Annotated in this window: 16 protein-coding genes; 10 read left to right on the top strand and 6 right to left on the bottom strand. The window is 68.8% G+C overall.

The genetic code is table 11. The annotated features are described in order from the left end of the window. Positions 1-97 precede the first annotated feature (97 nt). The 6 genes from ACIA5D_RS45225 to ACIA5D_RS45200 all read left to right on the top strand — a co-directional run bounded on the left by ACIA5D_RS45225 (position 98) and on the right by ACIA5D_RS45200 (position 5,851). The gene (locus ACIA5D_RS45225) at positions 98-1,234 is read left to right on the top strand and encodes a hypothetical protein (RefSeq protein ID WP_396036857.1); all 1,137 of its coding nucleotides are present in this window, start codon (positions 98-100) and stop codon (positions 1,232-1,234) included. Further along, positions 1,231-1,668 (top strand): hypothetical protein, encoded by a 438-nt coding sequence (locus ACIA5D_RS45220; protein WP_396036856.1) that lies wholly within the window; start codon positions 1,231-1,233, stop codon positions 1,666-1,668. The genes ACIA5D_RS45225 and ACIA5D_RS45220 overlap by 4 nt, the downstream gene beginning before the upstream one ends. Before the next feature lie 141 nt (positions 1,669-1,809). Beyond that, positions 1,810-2,601 (top strand): BTAD domain-containing putative transcriptional regulator, encoded by a 792-nt coding sequence (locus ACIA5D_RS45215; protein ID WP_396036855.1) that lies wholly within the window; start codon positions 1,810-1,812, stop codon positions 2,599-2,601. 19 nt (positions 2,602-2,620) lie between these two features. After that, on the top strand, positions 2,621-4,216 hold the full coding sequence (locus tag ACIA5D_RS45210) for a GMC family oxidoreductase (protein WP_396036854.1): 1,596 nt from the start codon (positions 2,621-2,623) through the stop codon (positions 4,214-4,216). A gap of 29 nt (positions 4,217-4,245) precedes the next feature. Next, positions 4,246-4,809, top strand: a complete 564-nt coding sequence (locus tag ACIA5D_RS45205) for a dihydrofolate reductase family protein (RefSeq protein WP_396036853.1) — start codon at positions 4,246-4,248, stop codon at positions 4,807-4,809. A gap of 7 nt (positions 4,810-4,816) precedes the next feature. Beyond that, positions 4,817-5,851, top strand: coding sequence for a methyltransferase (locus tag ACIA5D_RS45200; RefSeq protein ID WP_396036852.1), 1,035 nt, complete (start codon positions 4,817-4,819; stop codon positions 5,849-5,851). Between the two features lie 39 nt (positions 5,852-5,890). Here the strand turns inward: ACIA5D_RS45200 and pdxY are convergent, their stop codons facing one another. The 3 genes from pdxY to ACIA5D_RS45185 all read right to left on the bottom strand — a co-directional run bounded on the left by pdxY (position 5,891) and on the right by ACIA5D_RS45185 (position 10,709). Continuing rightward, positions 5,891-6,742 carry a pyridoxal kinase PdxY gene (gene pdxY, locus ACIA5D_RS45195; RefSeq protein WP_396036851.1) on the bottom strand — a complete coding sequence of 284 codons (852 nt, stop codon included), beginning with the start codon at positions 6,740-6,742 and terminating at the stop codon, positions 5,891-5,893. 115 nt (positions 6,743-6,857) lie between these two features. After that, on the bottom strand, positions 6,858-8,702 hold the full coding sequence (locus ACIA5D_RS45190) for a diguanylate cyclase domain-containing protein (protein WP_396036850.1): 1,845 nt from the start codon (positions 8,700-8,702) through the stop codon (positions 6,858-6,860). A 60-nt stretch (positions 8,703-8,762) separates the two neighbouring features. Further along, positions 8,763-10,709: a nitrate- and nitrite sensing domain-containing protein gene (locus ACIA5D_RS45185; protein WP_396036849.1), complete on the bottom strand. Its 1,947-nt coding sequence runs from the start codon at positions 10,707-10,709 to the stop codon at positions 8,763-8,765. Positions 10,710-11,029: 320 nt separating this feature from the next. Here ACIA5D_RS45185 and ACIA5D_RS45180 point away from each other — a divergent pair, with 320 nt between their 5' ends. After that, positions 11,030-11,743 carry an SDR family oxidoreductase gene (locus tag ACIA5D_RS45180; protein WP_396036848.1) on the top strand — a complete coding sequence of 238 codons (714 nt, stop codon included), beginning with the start codon at positions 11,030-11,032 and terminating at the stop codon, positions 11,741-11,743. Between the two features lie 102 nt (positions 11,744-11,845). Here ACIA5D_RS45180 and ACIA5D_RS45175 read toward each other — a convergent pair whose 3' ends face one another. Next, complete coding sequence (locus ACIA5D_RS45175) at positions 11,846-13,600, bottom strand: M28 family peptidase (RefSeq protein ID WP_396036847.1); 1,755 nt, start codon at positions 13,598-13,600, stop codon at positions 11,846-11,848. A gap of 169 nt (positions 13,601-13,769) precedes the next feature. Between ACIA5D_RS45175 and ACIA5D_RS45170 the strand changes: the two genes are divergently transcribed. From ACIA5D_RS45170 to ACIA5D_RS45160, 3 genes are all read left to right on the top strand, one after another. Further along, positions 13,770-14,645: a helix-turn-helix domain-containing protein gene (locus ACIA5D_RS45170; protein WP_396036846.1), complete on the top strand. Its 876-nt coding sequence runs from the start codon at positions 13,770-13,772 to the stop codon at positions 14,643-14,645. Positions 14,646-14,764: 119 nt separating this feature from the next. Next, positions 14,765-15,745, top strand: a complete 981-nt coding sequence (locus ACIA5D_RS45165) for an aldo/keto reductase (RefSeq protein ID WP_396036845.1) — start codon at positions 14,765-14,767, stop codon at positions 15,743-15,745. Between the two features lie 95 nt (positions 15,746-15,840). Then, positions 15,841-16,632, top strand: coding sequence for an SAM-dependent methyltransferase (locus ACIA5D_RS45160; protein ID WP_396036844.1), 792 nt, complete (start codon positions 15,841-15,843; stop codon positions 16,630-16,632). A 39-nt stretch (positions 16,633-16,671) separates the two neighbouring features. Here ACIA5D_RS45160 and ACIA5D_RS45155 read toward each other — a convergent pair whose 3' ends face one another. Both ACIA5D_RS45155 and ACIA5D_RS45150 read right to left on the bottom strand, forming a co-directional pair. Continuing rightward, positions 16,672-17,559, bottom strand: coding sequence for an alpha/beta fold hydrolase (locus tag ACIA5D_RS45155; protein ID WP_396036843.1), 888 nt, complete (start codon positions 17,557-17,559; stop codon positions 16,672-16,674). Between the two features lie 180 nt (positions 17,560-17,739). Beyond that, positions 17,740-19,503: a thiamine pyrophosphate-dependent enzyme gene (locus ACIA5D_RS45150; RefSeq protein ID WP_396036842.1), complete on the bottom strand. Its 1,764-nt coding sequence runs from the start codon at positions 19,501-19,503 to the stop codon at positions 17,740-17,742. Between the last annotated feature and the right edge of the window lie 235 nt (positions 19,504-19,738).

Here is a 19,738-nt window from a genome sequence, read left to right as displayed (position 1 = left end):
TCGCTGAGATCAGCTCGATGAAGGCGAAATGAAAGGGGCGTTTTGTAGCATTCACGCGCATGGCCTGTCGAATATCCGTTTGAGGTGACGAGCCCAGATGACTTTGTACGTCGAGACCGACGGTTTGACCGCCGCGGAAAGGATGGTCCGGAGCGCCGCGGACGATGTCATCGCGGCCAGGAACCATTTCGAGGACAACGGGAAGATCGTCTGGATACTGGACGGGATCATCAACATCGTCCAAGATGAGAGCAACCGGATCAGGTGGAGTGTTCTCGCTTTCCTCAACAACGCCGGGCAAAACGCATTGCCGGCAGCGGCGGACGCGATAACGGATGCCCGCAACTATTACGCGCGCACCGATCAGGCCGGCGCCGAGAAGATTGACGCCACGATGCCCGGCGTGAACGTGGCGGCGGAGAGCAAGGACGCGCCTGCGCCTCAGCCCGGCCCCAACAACCGGGACCTGATCCCGCTGCACGATGTTCGGGAACCCCGGGGCCGGCTCGGCCACGTTTCGTTCGACGACTCGGCATACGGCCTGGACTACCAGCCGAAATGGCATGACATGATCTCTCCCGCGGCCTCGCTCCGCACCGCGATCTACGAAGTGACCGAGCTCGCCTCGAAAATCGGAATGTGCGACCGGGCATACGATCCGTACGAGGTCGTTCTCAAGCCGATCTGCGGCGACTGGGCGGGGATGGCCCGCCTCGGGCACGTGCTGAATCAGCTGGAGTGGTGCCTTCGAGACGTGGCAACCAATCTGGCGTGGACGGCCCAGGGCATCCGATCGGTCTGGATGGGCAACGCCGGCGACGCCGCCTCCGCGTACTTCTTCAAGATGGCGAAGACCCTCGACACCTCGGCATCCACCCTGGACGGCCTCGGCAAGATGTACAGCGAGGCCGCGCGGGGGGCATTCGACCTGGCTGAAACGATCGGATCGCTGCTCAGCGGCATCGCCGACGCGGCCATCTTCGCGGCGGCAGCCGGCGCAACGGCAGGAGGATCCGCAGCCACGGGTATCGGGCTCCCGCTGGCCGCGCTCGCCGCCATCGGAGGCGCCGCCGAGGTGGCCCGTGTGGTCCACGACGTCATCCAGATCATCGATTACGTCGCCAAGTTCGACACGCTGACATCGACCCTGAAAAGTTCGCTGCAACATTTCGGCGAGGTGGACGGTGAGTTTCCCGTTCCCGAGCTTCCCCCGGTCCCGCCGGTGCCGCGTTGATCGCCGCCTTGAATACACCCGAGGAGGGCCCGATGGATCACAGAGAGCACGACCCGGTCACGATCGAGGCGCTCCTCGCGAAGGTCGAGAATTCGCGCTATCGCGCGCTGCTCCACGACGACCAAATGCGCCGGCGCCTCGTGGTCAAGATGTTGGCGGAAAGCGATGATCCGATGCTCCGCGAAATGGGCGAGCAACTCCGCGACGGTCTCGCCACCCCGTCCCAGCTGATGTCGATTCCGGAATACTGGGAGGCGCTGAGGCCCGGGTACGAGGCTTTGGGCAGCATCGACCTCGACCAGGTGGCCGAACAGGTCGACGCGGCGGACGACGCACCGTCGGACGACCCGAACGCCACGCCCGGGCCGCTCCGCGACGAGCACCTCCGCAATGAACCGCCCGCTTTCGGTGAGGCACCGGACCGCGGCCGGTAGGCAGAGGCATCGGCCGGGTGCCTTGGTCTGGTCGGTTCGCGCGAACTTGGACCTGGAAGCCAGTCCATTCGAACCGTAGCGTCGCTCAGGTGTGCTTCAAGAGCCGCGATGATGAGCGTGACGGGGGGTGTACGTGGGGCAATGACGGGCAGCATTACCGACGGAGTAGTCGCCGAACGTACGGCGTTCAGAATCAGCCTGCTCGGTCCCATGCACGTGAGTGTCCGCGGAGCAGCGGCCGAGCCGAAAGCCGGTCGCTTGCGCGTGCTGCTCGCCGCGTTGGCGTTGCAGGCGGGCCGGCCGGTGTCGAACAGCCGGCTCGCGATGGCGATGTGGGGCGATGATCTGCCTGACCACCCCCGGCGGAGCCTGCACACCTACGTCACTCGTCTGCGTGGAGTGCTGGGTGAGCACCTGATCGGCACCCGCCCCGACGGCTATGCGCTCGAAACTCCGCCGGAGAGGGTGGACGTGCTGCAGTTCGGGCATCTGCTCGACGGGCTCGATGCCGTCGATGACGTGCACGAACGTCGCCGCCGCTTGGAGGCGGCGCTGGCCTTGTGGCAAGGAGATCCGTTTCAGGATCTGCGCTCCATGTGGCTGGAGTCGGTGGTGGCTCCCCGCTTGACGGAGCGTCGGCTGGCCGCCATCGAGGCGCGAGTCGACCTCGACCTGGTCCAGGGCCGTGGCGAGGGATTGGCCGAGCTGTGGGAACTCACGGCTCTGCACCCGCTGAGGGAATCGCTGTGGTCGCGGCTGCTCGTTCTGCTTTCTCGCGCCGGCCGGCCGGGCGAGGCGCTTGCCCAGTACGAGATCATCCGCGCGCGTCTGGCGGAGGAGTTGGGGACGGATCCCACGTCCGACCTGCGGGCCGTGCACGCCGGCCTCCTCGCGGGAACGGTGCGGTGGCCAGTCGAGCCGGATGGTCCGTGATCTACCACAAGAGGTTGTGATGGAAAGATTCGACTATGTCGTCGTCGGTGCGGGGCCGGCCGGCTGTGTGCTGGCTCGGCGCCTGTCCGCCGAGCCGGCGACCACCGTGCTGCTGATCGAAGCCGGCGACCACGACACCAATCCGCTGATCGCGATGCCCAGAGGCTATGCCGAGCTGCTCGGCGACCCGGAAATTGCCTGGCACTATCCGATCCGTCCGTTCGATCCGGCGGGGCAGCGCGAGGTCTGGGTCCGGGGTCGCACGCTCGGCGGGTCCAGCTCGGTGAACGGTTTGGTGTACAACCGTGGCGGCCGCGCCGATTACGACGAGCTCGAAGCGCTCGGGAACGCCGGTTGGGGTTGGGATGACCTGTTGCCGGCCTTCATCGCGATCGAGGACCACGACCTCGGCGCCACCGCCACCCGCGGTGCCGGCGGGCCGTTGCACGTGTCCGCCGCGGTCGGCGATCCGCTGCTCGAGGACGTGATCGCGGCGGGGGAATCGCTGGGTTGGCGCCGGAGCGAGGACTACAACGAGACGGACGACGAGCGCATCGGGTACGCGATGGCGACGATCCGCGACGGCCGGCGGCACAGCGCGGCGGATGCTTTCCTGCACCCGGTCGAGGACCGGTCGAACCTCACGGTCTCGGTACGGACGACGGTCGACCGGGTCGTCCTCGACGGCGGCGCGGCCGTCGGCGTCCAGGGCCGGCGTGACGGGCGCCCGTTCGAGGCAGCGGGCCGCGAGGTGATCCTGGCCGCAGGTGCGATCTCGACTCCGGCGATCCTCCAGCGGTCCGGGATCGGGCCGGTCGAAACGCTGCGCTCGGCCGGCGTCGAGGTCGTGGTGGACAGCCCCAACGTCGGCGGCCGCCTGCGTGAGCACCGCGTCGCCATGCTCCAGTTCCGGCTGGTCGAGGATGTTGGATACAACAGACTGCTGGAGCCCGAGGAGGGCCGGGCGGCAGCGATGCGGGAATGGCTGACGAGCGGCGGCGGCCCGCTCGGCGCGCCGTCCTTCAATGTCGTCGGCTTCTTCCGTACGCGTCATGGTCTTGATCGTCCCGATGCGCAGATTCAGATTGCGCCGTTCTCGCTGCGTCCGTACCGGCCAGGCGAGGCGTTGCAGGTGGAACGCGAACCGGGAATGGCCTGTGTGGCTTTCGCGCTGCGCCCGGAAAGCGAGGGCTCGGTCTCGATCACCTCCGCCGACCCGGACGCGGTGCTGGACATCGACCCCGGCTATCTGACCACCGAGCACGACCGCCGGACGACCGTGGACCTGGTCCGTGGTGTGCGCCGGCTGTTCGCCCAGGCGCCACTCGCGGCGCGCATCAAGGGCGAGACGATGCCCGGCCCGGAGTCCCGGTCGGACCGCGAAATTCTCGACGCGGCTCTGACGTACGGTTCCGCCGGTTATCACGCGATCGCGACCTGCGCGATGGGCCCGGCCGACGACGACGTGGTCGATTCCCGGCTGCGCGTCCGAGGCGTGCGCGGCCTACGCGTGGTCGACGCTTCGGTCCTGCCGGTCATGGTGTCCGGCAACCTCAACGGCCCGGTCTCGGCGCTCGCCTGGCGGGCCGCCGACCTCATCCTGGAAGGGAACTGACAGTGGCAGCTGCCCGTAGCAAAGTCGTCGTGGACATCTCCATGTCGCTCGACGGATTCATGACCGCTGCCGGCCGGACGCCCGAGGAGCCGATGGGACCCGGCGGGCTTCGTCTGATGGACTGGGCGTTCGCCGACGCCGAGGGCGCGAAGGTGCTGCGAGACGCGGTGGCCGGACTCGGCGCGTCGATCGCCGGCCGGGAGACGTACGAAACCTCCCTGCCCTGGTGGGGTGCGGACGGGCCGTCGGGCGACGCACGCCGTCCGCTGTTCGTGCTCACCCACGAGGCACCGAAATCGAGCCCCGAGAACGGTGTCTACACCTTCGTCACCGACGGCCTGGGGAGCGCACTCGATCAGGCGGTGGCCGCGGCCGACGGACGGGACGTCTGCATCATGGGCGGCGCCCGGACCAGCCAGCAGTATCTCGCCGCCGGCCTGGTCGACGAGTTGTCCATCCATCTGGTGCCGGTGCTGTTCCACGACGGCACCCGGATGTTCGACCACCTCGGCGTCGACCAGACCCAACTCGAGGTGCTCGGCGTCATCTCCACACCGCAGGCAACCCATCTGCGGTACGCCGTACGGAAGTGAGGTTTTCATGACCACGGACATCGATCGAGCCTTGTCGCCCGTCCCGTTGATGCAATTGGCGACCGGCTTCTGGGCCTTCAAGACGCTCGCCGCAGCCCATGAGCTCGACCTGTTCTCCCGCCTGTCCGGCACGGCCGGCACGACGGCCGAAGGGCTTGCCGAGAAGCTGACGATCGAAGAGCGACCGGCGGGGATGCTGCTCACCGGGTGCGCCGCTCTCGGGCTGCTCGAGAAGAACGACGGCCGCTATGTCAACAGTCCGCTGGCCGAGGAGTTCCTGGTCCGCGGCAAGCCCTACTATTTCGGCGGCTTTGTGCAGATGCTCGACCAGCGGCTGTATCCCGGGTGGGGCAGGCTGGCCGAGGCGATCCGCACGAACCGCCCGACCACGTGGGATCCGGACCGGCAGAGCTCGATGTTCGACGATGAGGATCCCCGGCTGCTGGCGGTGTTCTGGGAGGCGATGCACTCGCTCTCGACGTTCACCGCCCGCGCGCTGGGCCAGGCCGTCGATCTGAGCGGTGAGCGCAGGTTGCTCGACGTCGGAGGTGGCTCGGCAGCGTTCGACATCGAACTGTGCCGGCTCTACCCCGACCTGACCGCGACGGTCTACGAGCTGCCGAAGGTCGCCGACATCGCGGACGGAAAGGTCAAGGAAGCGGGCCTGGCGGAGCGGATCGAGACGGTGGCCGGTGACTTCTTCGCCGACCCCTCGCTGCCCGGCGGGTATGACACGATCCTGCTGTCCATGATCCTGCACGACTGGGCGGAGGACCGTTGCCGCGCGATCCTGCAGAAGTGCTGGGCGGCTCTGCCGAGCGGAGGTCGGGTGATCATCGCCGAGCTGCTGGTCAACGACGCGCGGACCGGTCCCCCGGCGGCGGCGCTGATGAGCCTCAACATGCTGGTCGAGACCGAGGGCCGCAACTACACACCCGCCGAGTACGGCGCGTGGCTGAGCGACCTGGGCTTCCACGACGTGCGCACGGTCTGGTTCGAGGCGGCGGGGGCGAACGGCGCCGTGATCGGCCGCAAACCATAGTCTCAGCCCCCGCGCCCCACCAACTCCGCCGGCCTGGGTTCAGCGCACCTGCTTGGCGTTGAACTGCATGCGGGGCTTGGCGTAGAACTCCTGGGCCTGCACCAACTGGAGCTCGCGCTCGCCGGACCGGTAGGTGATCTCGACCAGATCGAAGACGCTGGAGGCCGTACGCTCCAGCGAAACCGCCGCATCCCTGGTCGCAACGTAGTGGGCGGTGAACAGCGCGGCCGTGACGTCACCGGACCCGTTCGCCTTGAACGGCAGGTGCGGGGTGCTCACGAGCCAGGCGCCGGCATTGTCCACGACAAGCATCTCGATCGTGCCTTCCTCCCGGTCGGGGCGTTCCACGCTCGTGACCAGCACGGTCGAGGGGCCCATGGCACGGGCAAGGTCGGCCGAGGCGAGGGTCGAATCGATGCTCGCCGGCTCGGTGTCTGTCAAGAACCCCAACTCGAACTGGTTCGGAGTGATGATGTCGGCCACCGGCACGACCCGATCCCGCAGCAGAACGGGAATCTCGGGCGCGACGAAGCATCCGGACTTGGCGTTGCCCATGACCGGATCGCACGCATAGACCGCCGAAGGGTTCGCGGCCTTCACCCGCCGCACGGCGTCAACAATGACATCGCCGATGCCCACCCCACCCTGGTAGCCGGACAGCACGGCGTCGATCTGCGGAAATACTCCGCGCTCCTGCACACCGAGCAGAATCTCGGCCACATCCGGCGGCGGTATGAGCGGCCCCCGCCACGCGCCGTAGCCGGTGTGGTTGGAGAAGTTCACCGTAGGAACCGGAACAACCTCGGCACCGATTCGCTGCAGCGGGAACACAGCCGCGGAATTCCCGACATGACCGTAGGCGACCGCCGATTGGATGGACAGAACCTTCATTCTCCCAGCGTAGAGACCACTCTGTGGCCAGCGCGATGGGGAGTGTCAAAGACTTGCAGCCGCCTGACCGCAGAGCCCCCCGGCGGGCCCAGTCGGCCTGCACCCGGTGACGACGTCAGCGTTGTGGCGTACCCGATCCGGCCTCGATGCCGGTACGCCGGGACTTCGCCCGGTACATGGCCGTGTCCGCCTCGCGGACCAGGGCATCCGCATCGGCGAAGGGCGTGCGGTGCGCCCGGGCGACGCCGATGCTCGCCGAGACCACCAGCTGCCGTCCGTCCGGCCGGTGTGGGCGGTTGAGCGCGGACAGCAGCCGCCGGGCCGTCGTCTCCGGGGTGTGGTCGTCGTCGAGCGCGTCCAGCAGGACCAGGAACTCGTCGCCCCCGAAGCGGCCCGCGGTGCCGTGGCCGCCGAGCTCGGCACGCAACCGGCCGGCGACCTCCACCAGGATCTGGTCGCCGACGGCGTGCCCGTACGAGTCATTGATCTGCTTGAAGCCGTTCAGGTCCACGAAGAGCACGGCCACGTCCGGGCCGCGCTCGATCGCTGCGGCCAGCAGTTGCAGGAAGTGGGTCCGGTTCGGCAGGCCGGTGAGGTGGTCGTGGAGCGCGCTCGCCCGCAACTGCTCCTCCTGCTCGCGGAGGGTTTGCAGCACCGCCTGATAGTCCAGCGCCACCGTCAGCAGCGCCGCCCACTGGTTGATCGGCTCGCGCCCGGTGGCCGCTTGCAGGTCGACCCGGTCGACCGTGGCGAGCAGTCCCCAGTCGCGGTTGCCGACCCGGACGGGCACGACGAAGGTCAGCGAGCCGGGCTCGGCGCGGGCCGCGTCCAGGATCCCCGCCGGCGGGAACCCACTGGCCGTGACCGGCGGAAGCGATGCAGCGGGCGGGAAATGGCCCGCTATCTCGAGACTCGCGTCGCCGCCGGCAGTCCACAGCCCGAGACAGCCGGCCCGAGCCGAGGTACGGCGCAGCCAGCCCAGCTGCCGGGGATCCTCCTCGTGACTGCGCAACAGGTCGAGGCTGATGTCGTACTGGCTGCTGAGAGAGCGCTGCAACCGGGTGCGCTCCCGGTACTGCGACTGCCCCTCGGCCCGCAATGACGCCTCACCGACCGAGCCGGGGCAGCCGCAGGACTCACGCACCACCAGCTCCGTCGCGACCTCGTGGCGCGCCGGTGGCCCGCCGGTGCCGTCGATCGCCGCCAGCAGCACCTCCGCCGCGGTGGCGCCGACCTGGAACAACGGCTGCCGCACGGTGGTCAGGCGTGGCTCGGTGAACGACGCGTCCGAGAGGTCGTCGAAGCCGACGACGGCCTGGTCCTCGGGAAGCCGGCAGCCGGCGCCGGCCAGCACCCGGAGGATGCCCATCGCGTTCAGGTCGGTGCCGGCCACCACCGCTGTGGACGGCAGCCCGGCTGCGAGCATCCCGCGGGCCGCCCCGGCTCCCCCGGCCTCCTGGTTGTCGGCGGCCTCGTAGACCAGCTCCGGATCGGGTTCGATGCCGTGTTCCCGCAGCGTCCGGCGGTAGGTCTCGTACCGCTCCAGCTGGTCGAGCGCGCCCATGAAGCCGGCGAAGGCGATCCGCCGGTGCCCGTGCCGGATCAGATGCTCGACCGCGGCCCGCACGCCGACCCGGTTGTCGGGAAAGACGGTCGGGCAGTCCAGCTCGGGGAACTCATGGCTGACCACGACGACCGGCCGGCCGGTGGCCTGGATCTCGTGCAGGTACTTGGCGCTCGCCGCGTTCACGATCACGACGAAGCCGGCGACGTGATCCCAGGCCAGGGGGTACGGCGGGTGCGGCGGCTCGGTCAGCTCCAGTTGGTCGGTGCCCGCGTCCAGCGTCTGCACGGCGACCACCGCGGCGCCGGCGTCGGCCGCGGCCCGCGCGATCCCTTCGAGCACGGCGCCGAAGTACCACCCGCCCAGGAACGGGGAAAGAACACCCAGGACGGCCATCGTGCCCCCTCCGCGCGCCACTGCGCCGATAGGGGACGATACCCGCCCGTGGTGACTCGATTACCGCACCGGGTCGGTCTGTGCCGCGGCGTGCCTAGGTCGACGGCCGGTCCGTACCGCCATCCCGACGAGCCGGGAGGCGTCCGACCGTCTCGTCGAAGCGACCTCCGGCGCCGCGTCGTCGGTCGGGACGGCCAACGACGCAGGGAGGGTCATCACCGCGCGGATGCCGCCCCCGCCGACGGGACCGAGCGTCACTCCGATCCCGTGCTGGGCGGCCAGGGTCGCCACCACGAGCAGGCCGAGCCGGGCGCTTTCGGCAGGGTCGAACTCCCGCGGCTGCGCCAGTCTCCGGTTCGTCTCCTCGACCGCGGCGGGCGACATCCCGATCCCGCGGTCCTCGATCTCCACCACGATCCCGTCCGGTCCCCGCCGGGCCGACAAGCGCACCGACGTATCCGGCGCAGAGAAAGTGGTGGCGTTCTCCAGCAGCTCGCCGGTCAGATGGCCGAGGTCGGTAACGGCGTGCTCGGGCACCTCCGCGTCCGCGATCGGTCCGATGGCGATCCGTTCGGCGTGCTCCATCTCGCCGGCCACCCGAGCGAGGATCTTGGCAAGCGACTCGGCGCCGAGCCCGCGCCGGCTCCGCGCGGAGCCCGCCAGGATCACCAGATGCTCTGCGTGCCGGCGCATCCGGACGGCCAATTGGTACGCGCGGGTGTCAACACCGTCCACCGGACCGAGTGCCTCGATCTGGCGGTCCAGCAGCGCCTGGTTGCGCCGAGCGACGTTGACCAGGACCTTGTTCATGTCGTACCGCACAGCCGCTTCCGCGGCCGCCGACTCGACCGCACTGAGGTGCACGTCGGTCAGTGCGGCGCCGACCTCCGCGATCTCGTCGTCACCCAGGCGCAGGCGCAGCGCTCCGCCGTCCACGTCGATGCGCTCACCGGCCCGCAGCCGCCGGACCAGCTCCGGCAGCCGCTGGCGGGCAAGCTCGGTGGCCGCCGTCCGGAGCAGGAACAGCCGCCGTACGACCGAGCCGCCGATGTGCACGGCGATCATCAGCGACACCACGATGGCGAGCAGGCCGAGCAGCCCGGAGACGCCGAAACGGGTCAGGATCCGGTCACGAGCGTCTTTCGCGAACTCGACGGCGTGGTCGTAGCCGTCCGCCATGAAGGCGAACAACTGACCTATGGCCGGGGTCGAAGTCGCCCTCCAGACCTCCCTGGTGATCTCCACCGACCCACCGGAACGTCCCTTCCCGATGATCTGGTCCTCGGCCGATCGCAGCGCCGCGAAGGCGGGACCGCTGAGCATGCTCTTGAACAGCGCCTGATCGGGCGCCGGCAGAGTCGAGCCGGCGGTAGGAATCTGGAAACGCAACGCCCCGACGATCTGGATCAGCTGCAAATACTCCCCGGTGCCGAAGCGACCCGCTACGGTGGCGCCGGTCAGCAGGGCGTCCTCCTGGTAGAGCAGTTCCCCGGCCCGGCGCATGGCGACCATGGTGCGCATGACCCGTTCCACCAGTGGGTCGCTGGAGGCCGCGGCCGCGTTCGAAACACTGAACGCGTACCCGATGATGCTGGTGTAACCGCTGAGGGCGGAGGTCAGGGTGGCATCCCTGGCGTCGACCCGGGCCCGCATCAGGGTCAAGGAGTCGAGACTGGTGGCCATGTCCGCGAACCGCGCCCGGGTGATCTCGGCGGAGACTCCGCTCCCGCGATAACGGCGGGACAGGTTCTGGAATTGCGCTATTGCCGCGTCGGTCGCCGCCCTTTGGGTACGCAGCGCGCCGACGTCGCCGTCGGACGTGGCCAGGAACTCCGCCGACTGGGTGCGCTCGCGCTGCAGGGCGGCCACCATCCGATCGCACGGCAGGGTCACGTTGTCCCGCGTGTTGTACGTGTCTCGCAACGCCGTCGCGTCGGCGAACGAAGCCTTCACGTCGATCACCCACAGCCCGGTCAGCGCGACCACCGGCACCAGCAGAGCAAGCACGATCTTCGAACGAATGGACCTCGGTTTTCTTCGCATGTGACCTCAATCGGGCAGATGACGGGCGGGCCCTCTGGGTGAGAGGTAGGACCTGTCGACATCCAATGTGGAGTACGGGTCCCGACCCGTTCCGGTTCAGCCAAGCGGCCTGTTCCCAGTCCTCGAGAACTGAGACACGCCGGCCGCGACACCTTCCAGGGCTTGCTGCTGGGCTCGGTCAGGCAGTAGAAGTGCTGCACGGCCCCGCTCAGCGGGCCGTGACCTGTCACGTACTGCCCCTGGTCCCGGTCTTAGTTACCGAAGCGACGAGAGGATGAACGGCGATGAGGATGGCGGTGGCCGGAGGGACCGGCTGGGTCGGCAAGCTGGTGGTCGAGCGGGCGCGCGAGCGGGGCCACGAGGTCGTGGTGATCTCCCGGTCGGACGGCGTGGACCTGATGACGGGAGTCGGCCTCGACAACGCGCTGCGCGGTGTGGACGTCGTGATCGACGTGGCGAACGTGACGACGCTCAGCCGCAAGGCGTCGGTGGCGTTCTTCGAGACCGAGACGCGCAACCTGCTGGCGGCGGAGGAGCGGGCGGGCGTACGCCATCACGTGCTCCTGTCGATCGTGGGGGTCGACCGGGTCGACTCGGGCTACTACATCGGCAAGCGCCGCCAGGAGGAGCTGGCACTGGCCGGCCCGATCCCGGTGACGCTCCTGCGGGCGACGCAGTTCCACGAGTTCGCGGCGCAGATGCTCGACAAGGTGCCCGGCCCGGTGAAGGTGGCACCGCTGATGTTGAGCCGGCCGGTCGCGGCCGTCGAGGTCGCCGCCGAGCTCGTACGCCTGGCCGAAGGCCCGCCCCAGGGCCGGGCGACCGAGCTGGCCGGCCCCGAGGTGCTGAAGATGGGTTCGATGATGCGCCGCCTGGCCAAGGGCAAACTGGTGCTGACGGTGCCCGTCGGCAAGGCGATGGCGAACGGCGGCGTGCTGCCGACCGGCGACTTCCGCAGCGGGAAGGTCACCTTCGAGCAGTGGGCGGCGTCGCGATGACCGTGGCGCCCGGGCTCCACTGGGTGGCAGCGGATCGAATGAGCCACGAGGAGCCGGCTCGATGCCGCAGGGTGGCCGGCCTGCGGCATCGTCCGGTTGCTGTCAGCTGACGGTGAGCGCGGTGTCGTCGATGACGAAGGACGTCTTCAGCGAGGAGTCTTCAGCCCCGGTGAATTTGAGGGTGACGGTCTGCCCGGCGAAGGCGGCCAGATTGTAGGAGCGCAGGGTGTACCCACTGGCGTTGAGGTTGGAGAACACCTGCAACGTGGTGGTGCCGACCTGCACGGTCAGTTTGTCGTACTGGCTGGTGGTGGTCGTCTCCGCGGTGCTGATCTTCAGGTAGAACGACAGCGTGTAGGCGCTGCAACCGGTGGGAAGGGTCACCGACTGGGACAGGGTGTCGGTGTGGGTCGAGCCGTAGCCGGCGAGCCACGCGTCGCGGGTGCCGGTTCGCGGCGAGCCGTCGCCGGTGTTCGCGCCGATGACTCCGGCCGAAGCGGTCCACGGTGTCGTTGCGGTTTCGAAGCCCGGATTTCCGAGCTTCTGGCCGGCACCCGTACACCCGCCGGTCCCGTTGAGCGTCAGCGTGTACGAAGCACTGTGGCTCGCGGAACCCGTTCCCGTGACCGTGATGGTGTACGAACCGGGCGCGGCGGCCGTGGTGGTCGCGACGGTCATGGTCGACGATCCACCGGACGTGACCGACGCCGGGCTGAAGCTCACCGAGACACCGGCGGGAGCACCGGAACTCGTCAGCGTGACGGTCTGCGCGCTGCCGGAGGTGGTGGCGGTGTTCACGGTGGTCGTGGCCGAGGAGCCCGGGTTCACCGCGCCCGCGTTCGAGCTGAGCGACACCGAGAAGTCGTTGGCCGTCGAAGTGCCCGTGGTGAGGGTCCAGAGGGCGTACTCCTCGGCATTGGCCCAGCGGCCCAGGGAGGTGCTGTTGATGTTCGACGGGTAGGAGTCGCAGGCCTTGTGGTAGCAGGAGTCGTACGCCTGCCCGGCGGTGCCGCCCCACTTGGTCACCTGGGCGCTGGTCTTCGTGAAGCTGGCCCCGGTGGAGTTGATCGACGACGGGATGCCCGCGTTGCGGAACGAGCCGTCGTCGCTGCAGCACTCGGTCGACGTCTCGGTGGGTACGTTGATCGAGGTGAAGTACTCGCGCAGCTTCACGGCGATCGCGTCGGTGCCGGTGACGAAGTAGCCGCCATTGGTGGAAGCGACCATGTCGAAGGTGCCGTACGCCTTGATCGCGGTCTTCTGGGCCGTGGTCAGCGAGTTGACGTAGAACTTGGAGCCGATCAGCCCCTGCTCCTCACCGCCCCACCAGCCGAAGCGGAGGTGGTTGGTCATGGTCGGGTTGTTCGCGGCCATCTGGAGCGCGGCTTCGAGGAGCGTGGCGGAGCCCGAGCCGTCGTCGTTGATGCCCGGCCCGGCCGACACGCTGTCGGAGTGGGCGCCGAACATGTAGGTGTTGCTGGTGTTGCCGCCCGGCCAGTCGGCGATGATGTTCTTCGCGGAGCCGTTGCAGGTGGTGCAGGTCTGCACGGTGACGGTGAAGCCGGCCGCCTGCAGCTTCTGCTGCAGATACGTCGTCGTTGCGGTGTGACCGGCCGTGCCGGTGGCTCGGTTGCCGCCGTTGTTGCTGGCGAAGGTCTGCAGTTGTTGCAGGTGGGCGTTGACATTGTTGACATTGACAGGTGGCGGGGCGGCCAACAGGGAAGCGCTGAAAGCCGGCATGGATGAGCCGGACGGTCGCACGCCGGTCGAGGCCGCCGCCGGCTGGGCGCTGAGCGCCAGGGTCGCCGCGGCTAAAACAGCTAGGGCAGGTCCTGCCGTCACCGTTCTGAGTCTCATGGGGGCTCCTAGGGTCGAGGCCGATTCACGGCTGGCCGTAGGAGAACAGGAACGTGCCACCAGGCACAAGATATCGAAACACCTATATCTCTTAGCCGCCCATGCACGTCGAGAGAGGTGTACTGACAGCCCACCGCCCGCCGCCGCGATCCGGCCTAGCCTGGAAAGCGTGGACAACCGTGACGAGGTGAAAGCGTTCCTCAGCTCCCGCCGCGCCCGGCTCACCCCCGAGCAGGCCGGCCTGACGAGCTACAACCGCAACCGGCGGGTGCCCGGGCTGCGCCGCAGCGAGGTCGCCGACCTGGCCGGGGTCAGCGTCGAGTACTACGCCCAGCTCGAACGCGGCAACCTCGCCGGCGCCTCGGACAGCGTCCTGGACGCCCTCGCCCGCGCCCTGCACCTCGACGAGGCCGAGCAGGCGCACCTCGCCGACCTGGCCCGCGCCGCCGGACCGGCCGGCCGCACCCGCCGTAAACCGCCGGCGCAGCAGATCCGCCCCAGCGTGGCCCGCGTCCTGGAACTGATGACGGAAGTGCCCGCCTTCGTCGGCAACGGCCGAGGCGATGTCCTCGCGGCCAACCCTCTCGTCCAGGCGCTCTACGCGCCCATGTTCGACGACCCCAGCCGTCCCGCGAACCACGCCCGTTTCGCGTTCCTCAACCCCCGAGCCCGGGACTTCTGGCGCGACTGGGACCGCATCGCCACCGACACTGTCGCGATGATGCGCACCGAGGCCGGCCGCGATCCGTACGACCGGGCCCTGACCGACCTCGTCGGCGAGTTGTGCACCCGCAGTGCGGACTTCCGCACCCGGTGGGCCGCCCACGATGTACGCCTGCACCGCACCGGCATCAAACAGTTCCGCCACCCGGTCGTCGGCGACCTCGACCTGAACTTCGACACCATGCAGCTGACCGCCGACCCCGGCCTGACGATGACCCTGCTCAGCGCCCCCGCCGGATCGGCCGCCGACGACGCCCTGCGACTTCTCGCCAGCTGGGCAGCGACCCGTGGCCAGACCCACGCGACACCCGAACACCAGTAAGTGGTGGGCTGTCAGTACACCCTCCAGCAGCATCTTCTTCGTCGCCGTGGGTGGCGGTTCTCTGGAGTCCGGCACGGATGCGATACCGCCGTCCGGCCTGACACTCAAGGAGTCACCCGATGAAGAAGGCACATCTCGGCAACCTGACGGTCTCCCGCATCGGCCTGGGCGCGATGACCATGGCCGGCACCTACACGAGCGAAGGCGCCCTCGACAACGCCGAGTCGATCCGTACGATTCATCGTGCTCTCGAACTCGGTGTGACCCACATCGACACTGCGGAGATCTACGGCCCGTTCCTCAGCGAGGAGATCGTGGGAGAGGCGATCAAGGGTCGCCGCGACCAGGTGCAGATCGCCACGAAGTTCGGGTTGGTCTCGCACTCCGGTGGTGGCCCGGGCGTCGTCGACAGCAGCGCGGCGAACGTGAAGGCCGCCGTCGAGGGTTCCCTCAAGCGCCTCGGCACCGACCACATCGACCTCTACTACCAGCACCGCGTCGACCGGAACACCCCGATCGAGGAGACCGCGGGCGCGGTCGCCGACCTGATCGCCGAGGGCAAGGTGCTGCACTTCGGCCTGTCCGAGGCGTCCCCGGAGACCATCCGCCGCGCCCATGAGGTGCAGCCGGTGTCGGCGCTGCAGACCGAATACTCGCTGTGGACCCGCGACGTGGAGGCGCAGATCCTGCCGCTGCTGCGCGAGCTCGGCATCGGCTTCGTGCCCTACTCGCCGCTGGGCCACGGGCTGCTGACCGGACAGATCCGTTCTGTCGACGACTTCGCCGACGACGACTGGCGCAAGACCAACCCCCGGTTCACCGGCGAGAACTTCCGACGGAACCTCACCATCGTGGACGAGGTGAAGGCCATCGGCGCCGAAATCGGCGCCACCCCCGCGCAGACCGCTCTCGCGTGGATCCTGACCCGCGGCGATGACATCGCCCCGATCCCCGGCACCCGCCGCGTCGCTCGCGTCGAGGAGAACACCGCCGCCGACAGCATCGAGCTCACCATCGATCAGCTGAAACGCCTGGACTCGCTCGAGCCCGCCGCCGGAGAGCGCCACGACGAGGCCAACATGGCGGCGATCGACCGCTGACCGGTCCACCCGCCTGTACGGGCGACGCCGCGAGCACAGTGGACAGTATGATCCTCCTGGTCACGGTGGTCGGACCCCGGACGGAAGGCGGATCGATGAGCAGCTCCGATTCTGACCTGCAATCGCGGCTCAATGCCGAGCAGCCGCACAGCGCCCGCATCTGGAACTACTGGCTCGGCGGCAAGGACAACTTCGCCGCCGACCGCGCCGTCGGTGATCAGGTCAAGCAGGTCTATCCCGAGGTGGTGCAGGTCGCGCGCGCCTCGCGGGACTTCCTCGGCCGGGTCGTGCGGTTCCTGGCCGGCGAGGCCGGGATCCGGCAGTTCCTCGATCTCGGCACCGGCCTGCCCAGCGCCGGTAACACCCACGAGATCGCCCAAGCCGTCGCACCGGACGCCAAGGTGGTCTACGTCGACAACGACCCTCTGGTTCTGGTCCACGCCCGTGCCCTGCTGACCGGCCCCGGCGTCACCGACTACATCGACGCCGACGTGCACAACCCGGCCGGGATCCTCGATGCCGCGGCGAAGACCCTGGACTTCACCCGCCCGGTGGCCCTGATGATGCTCGGCATCCTCGGCAACGTCGCCGACACCGACGTCCCCGGCCCCGCCGAGATCGTCGCGCAGTTCCTCGCCGCCGTCCCGTCCGGCAGCTACCTGATCGTCAACGACAGCGTCGTGACCGCCGAGACGGCCGAGGCCGTCCGCACCGCCCGCAGCGGCGGGGCCGACTACCACCTGCGCACCGTCGAGCAGATGAACGGCTTCTTCGCCGGCCTCGACCTGCTCGAGCCGGGCGTCGTGCCGACCCCGCTCTGGCGGCCCGACCCGAACACCACCCCTGAGGCGCTCAACGTCTACTGCGGCGTCGCCCGCAAACCATGAGGCTGGCCGGGTCCCGAAAGTGAAACCCGTGGCGCGCGACTATCTCTGGGCGGCGCCCGTGTTGCTTGATGTGCTGAGAAAGTCGGCCAGGATCGCCGCGAGGCTGTCCGGGGCTTGCTCGGCCATGTGGTGGCCGGAATTGATCGGTACGCCGCGCAGGTCGCTCGCCCAGGGGCGCCAGACGCTCAGCGGATCGCCGTACAGGTCTTCCATGTCGTCGTCGGTGGACCAGACGAACAGGGTGGGGCAGGTGACCGTGCGGCCGGCGCGGCGGTCCGCCTCTTCGTGCTCGCGGTCCAGGCCGAGCCCGGCGCGGTAGTCCTCGAGCATCGCCCGTACCGTTGCCGGATCGTGGATCGCGTGGCGGTACTCGTCGTAGTTGTCGGCTCCCATGGCCTCGCGGTTGCCGCCGTACCAGGCGTCGGGGTCGGCGAGGATCGCGCGTTCGGGCTTGTCGGGCTGGGCGAAGAAGAACCAGTGGTACCAGTCGTGGGCGAAGGTGGCGTCGCAGCGGGCCAGGGCCTCGCTGATCGGCACGCCGTCCATGACGACGAGCCGGTCGACCAGGCCGGGGTGGTCCAGGGCCAGGCGCAGGGCCACGTAGCAGCCACGGTCGTGCCCGACGACGGTAAACGTCGCGTGGCCGAGCTTGCGCATGAGTCGCACCAGGTCCAGTGCCACGGTCCGCTTGGACTGCTGTGCATGGTCGGGTCGCACTTCGGCCTTTCCGGATTGGCCGTACCCGCGCATGTCCGGGCACACGACGGTGAAACCCCGCTCGACCAGCCGGGGAGCGACCCGATGCCAAGTCGATCCGGTACGTGGATGGCCGTGGATCAACAGCACGGCCGGCCCGTGACCGGCGTGCCGGACGCGCAGCTCCACCTCGCCCACGTCGACCCGTTCATCCGTGAATTCCTCGAACATGCGGGCGGGGTACCCGCCGGAAACGCGATCCACACAGATGGCATCGCGCATCGATGATTTTGAATGTCAGGCCGCTGCCGGGTCGCCGAGCGCGCGCAGGTAGTCGCCGAGCTTCTCGGGGGCGACCGCGGAGTCCTCCCAGCCCGGCCACGCGTCGGCAAGGGAATGACCGCCATCGCGTCAGCCCTTCAACTGCTGGATCTTGTCCTTGAACAGGGTGGTGGCAATCGATGCCTTGTGCGGCTGGCCCTTGAGCCAGGACGCCGCGAACTTCTTCGCCTGGTCGTAGGAGACCTTGCCGGGCAGCGGCGGCTCGTCCGGGTTCACGGCGACGTCGATCAGGGCCGGGCCGGGATGGGCGAACGCGTCCCGCAACGTGCCGGCCAGGTCGCCCGGCTTGTCGACATGCACGCCGAAGCCGCCGCAGCCGCGCGCCCACGCCGCATAGTCCGGCAGCGGCGTGCCGAAGCGCACCCCGTGCTCGGGATAGCCGAGCACCATCTGCTCCCAGAGGATCTGCCCGAGCGAGTTGTTGTTGTTGATCACGACCTTGACCGACAGCTGGTAGCGCATCGCCGTGTGGAACTCGGCCATCAACATCGCAAAACCACCATCGCCGACGTACGCGATGACCTGCCGGCCCGGGAACGCGTGCTGAATACCGAGCGCGTACGGCAGGCCGGGTGCCATCGTGGCGAGCGTGCCGGACAGGTAGAACTCGCGGCCGCCGCGGATGTGCCAATGCCGGGCCGCCCAGGTCGCGATCGTGCCCGAGTCGCAGGTCAGCACCGCGTCGTCGGCCGCTTCCACGTCGAGCAGGTGGGCCAGGTACTGCGGGGCGATCGGGTCGCGGTCCGCGTTCTCAAGGGCGGACATCGCCTCGTACCAATCTCGGGTCTTTGCCTGGTATTTGTGGAGATGCTCCGGGTCCTTGCGCTCGAGCAGCGGCAGCAGAGCCTCGAGGGTGGCGCCGACGTCGCCGACCAGCGGCACATCGGTCGGGATCCGGGTGCCCGCGCGGGCCGGTTCGATCTCGACCTGGACGACCTTGACCTTGCCGGGCTCGGGCAGGAACTTCGTGTACGGGTAGTTCGTGCCCAGCATCAGCAGCGTGTCGACGTCCTCCATCAGCTCCTCGCTGGGCTTGGTCCCCAGCAGACCCAGACCACCGGTTGTGTACGGCGAGTCGTCCGGCACCACCATCTTGCCCAGCAACGACTTGACGATCGGCGCGCCCAGCACCTCGGCGGCCTGCTCGACCAGCGCACCGGCCTTGCGGGCCCCGACACCGGCCAGGATGGCGACCTTGCGGCCGGCGTTGAGCACGTCGGCGGCCGTCCGCAGGTCGGCGTCGCGCGGGCGTACCGCCGGGTCCAGATAGATCGGCGCGGTCGAGGGCGGCCGCACCGGCGCCACCGTCTGGTACGGATCCTTGCCGGCCGGAGCCACCTGAATGTCGTTGGGGATCGTCAGATGGGCGACCCCACGGCGCGCGTATGCGGTCCGGATCGCCACGTCGACCAGCGTCGGCAACTGGGCCGGGTTCATCACGACCTGGTTGTACTCGGTGACGTCCTCGAACAGCCGGTCCAGCGCCACCTCCTGCTGGTAGCCGGTGCCCAGCACGCTCGACTCCTGCAACCCGGTGATCGCCAGGACGGGCACGTGATCGAGCTTCGCGTCGTACAGCCCGTTGGCCAGGTGGATGCCACCGGGACCCGAGGTCGCCAGGCACACCCCGATCTTCCCGGTGGCCTTCGCATGGGCGCAGGCCATGAAGGCCGCCGCCTCCTCGTGATGCACGAGGACGAACTTCACCTTGTCGGAGCTGCGGCGCAGCCCCTCCATGATCCCGTTGATGCCGTCGCCGGGCAGTCCGAAAATGGTGTCGACTCCCCACTGGGCGAGGCGCTCGATCAAGACCTCAGAAGTAATCTCAGCCACGGTCAGCGGCTACCCAGTTCCCGGCGGTCCAATCGGCATCGTCCCTGTTTCGGCGAAACCCAATCAAGGGCCGGTCAAGGCTGGCACACCTCGACCATCCCGTTGCGCACCCGGGACCCTCCTTCGACGGCCTGACCCGCTACCTCGAGGGCGCCGAACCGTTCGACCGGATCCATCTCGCGCTGTTCTGCCACGGCGTCGACGGTATCCGCGAGTCCGCCTCACGCCGGCCTGA

Origin of the sequence: Actinoplanes sp. NPDC051513 (assembly GCF_044454685.1) — a bacterium.
GTDB lineage: Bacteria > Actinomycetota > Actinomycetes > Mycobacteriales > Micromonosporaceae > Actinoplanes.
The sequence above is the reverse complement of the archived record's forward strand: the minus strand, read 5'-3'. Positions and strand labels throughout refer to the sequence as shown.

Coding starts and splice junctions, on each gene's coding strand:
- ACIA5D_RS45225 (WP_396036857.1), top strand. CDS start 98: ATGACTTTGTACGTCGAGACCGACGGTTTGACCGCCGCGGAAAGGATG.
- ACIA5D_RS45215 (WP_396036855.1), top strand. CDS start 1,810: ATGACGGGCAGCATTACCGACGGAGTAGTCGCCGAACGTACGGCGTTC.
- ACIA5D_RS45210 (WP_396036854.1), top strand. CDS start 2,621: ATGGAAAGATTCGACTATGTCGTCGTCGGTGCGGGGCCGGCCGGCTGT.
- ACIA5D_RS45200 (WP_396036852.1), top strand. CDS start 4,817: ATGACCACGGACATCGATCGAGCCTTGTCGCCCGTCCCGTTGATGCAA.
- pdxY (WP_396036851.1), bottom strand. CDS start 6,742: ATGAAGGTTCTGTCCATCCAATCGGCGGTCGCCTACGGTCATGTCGGG.
- ACIA5D_RS45190 (WP_396036850.1), bottom strand. CDS start 8,702: ATGGCCGTCCTGGGTGTTCTTTCCCCGTTCCTGGGCGGGTGGTACTTC.
- ACIA5D_RS45180 (WP_396036848.1), top strand. CDS start 11,030: ATGAGGATGGCGGTGGCCGGAGGGACCGGCTGGGTCGGCAAGCTGGTG.
- ACIA5D_RS45175 (WP_396036847.1), bottom strand. CDS start 13,600: ATGAGACTCAGAACGGTGACGGCAGGACCTGCCCTAGCTGTTTTAGCC.
- ACIA5D_RS45165 (WP_396036845.1), top strand. CDS start 14,765: ATGAAGAAGGCACATCTCGGCAACCTGACGGTCTCCCGCATCGGCCTG.
- ACIA5D_RS45160 (WP_396036844.1), top strand. CDS start 15,841: ATGAGCAGCTCCGATTCTGACCTGCAATCGCGGCTCAATGCCGAGCAG.
- ACIA5D_RS45155 (WP_396036843.1), bottom strand. CDS start 17,559: ATGTTCGAGGAATTCACGGATGAACGGGTCGACGTGGGCGAGGTGGAG.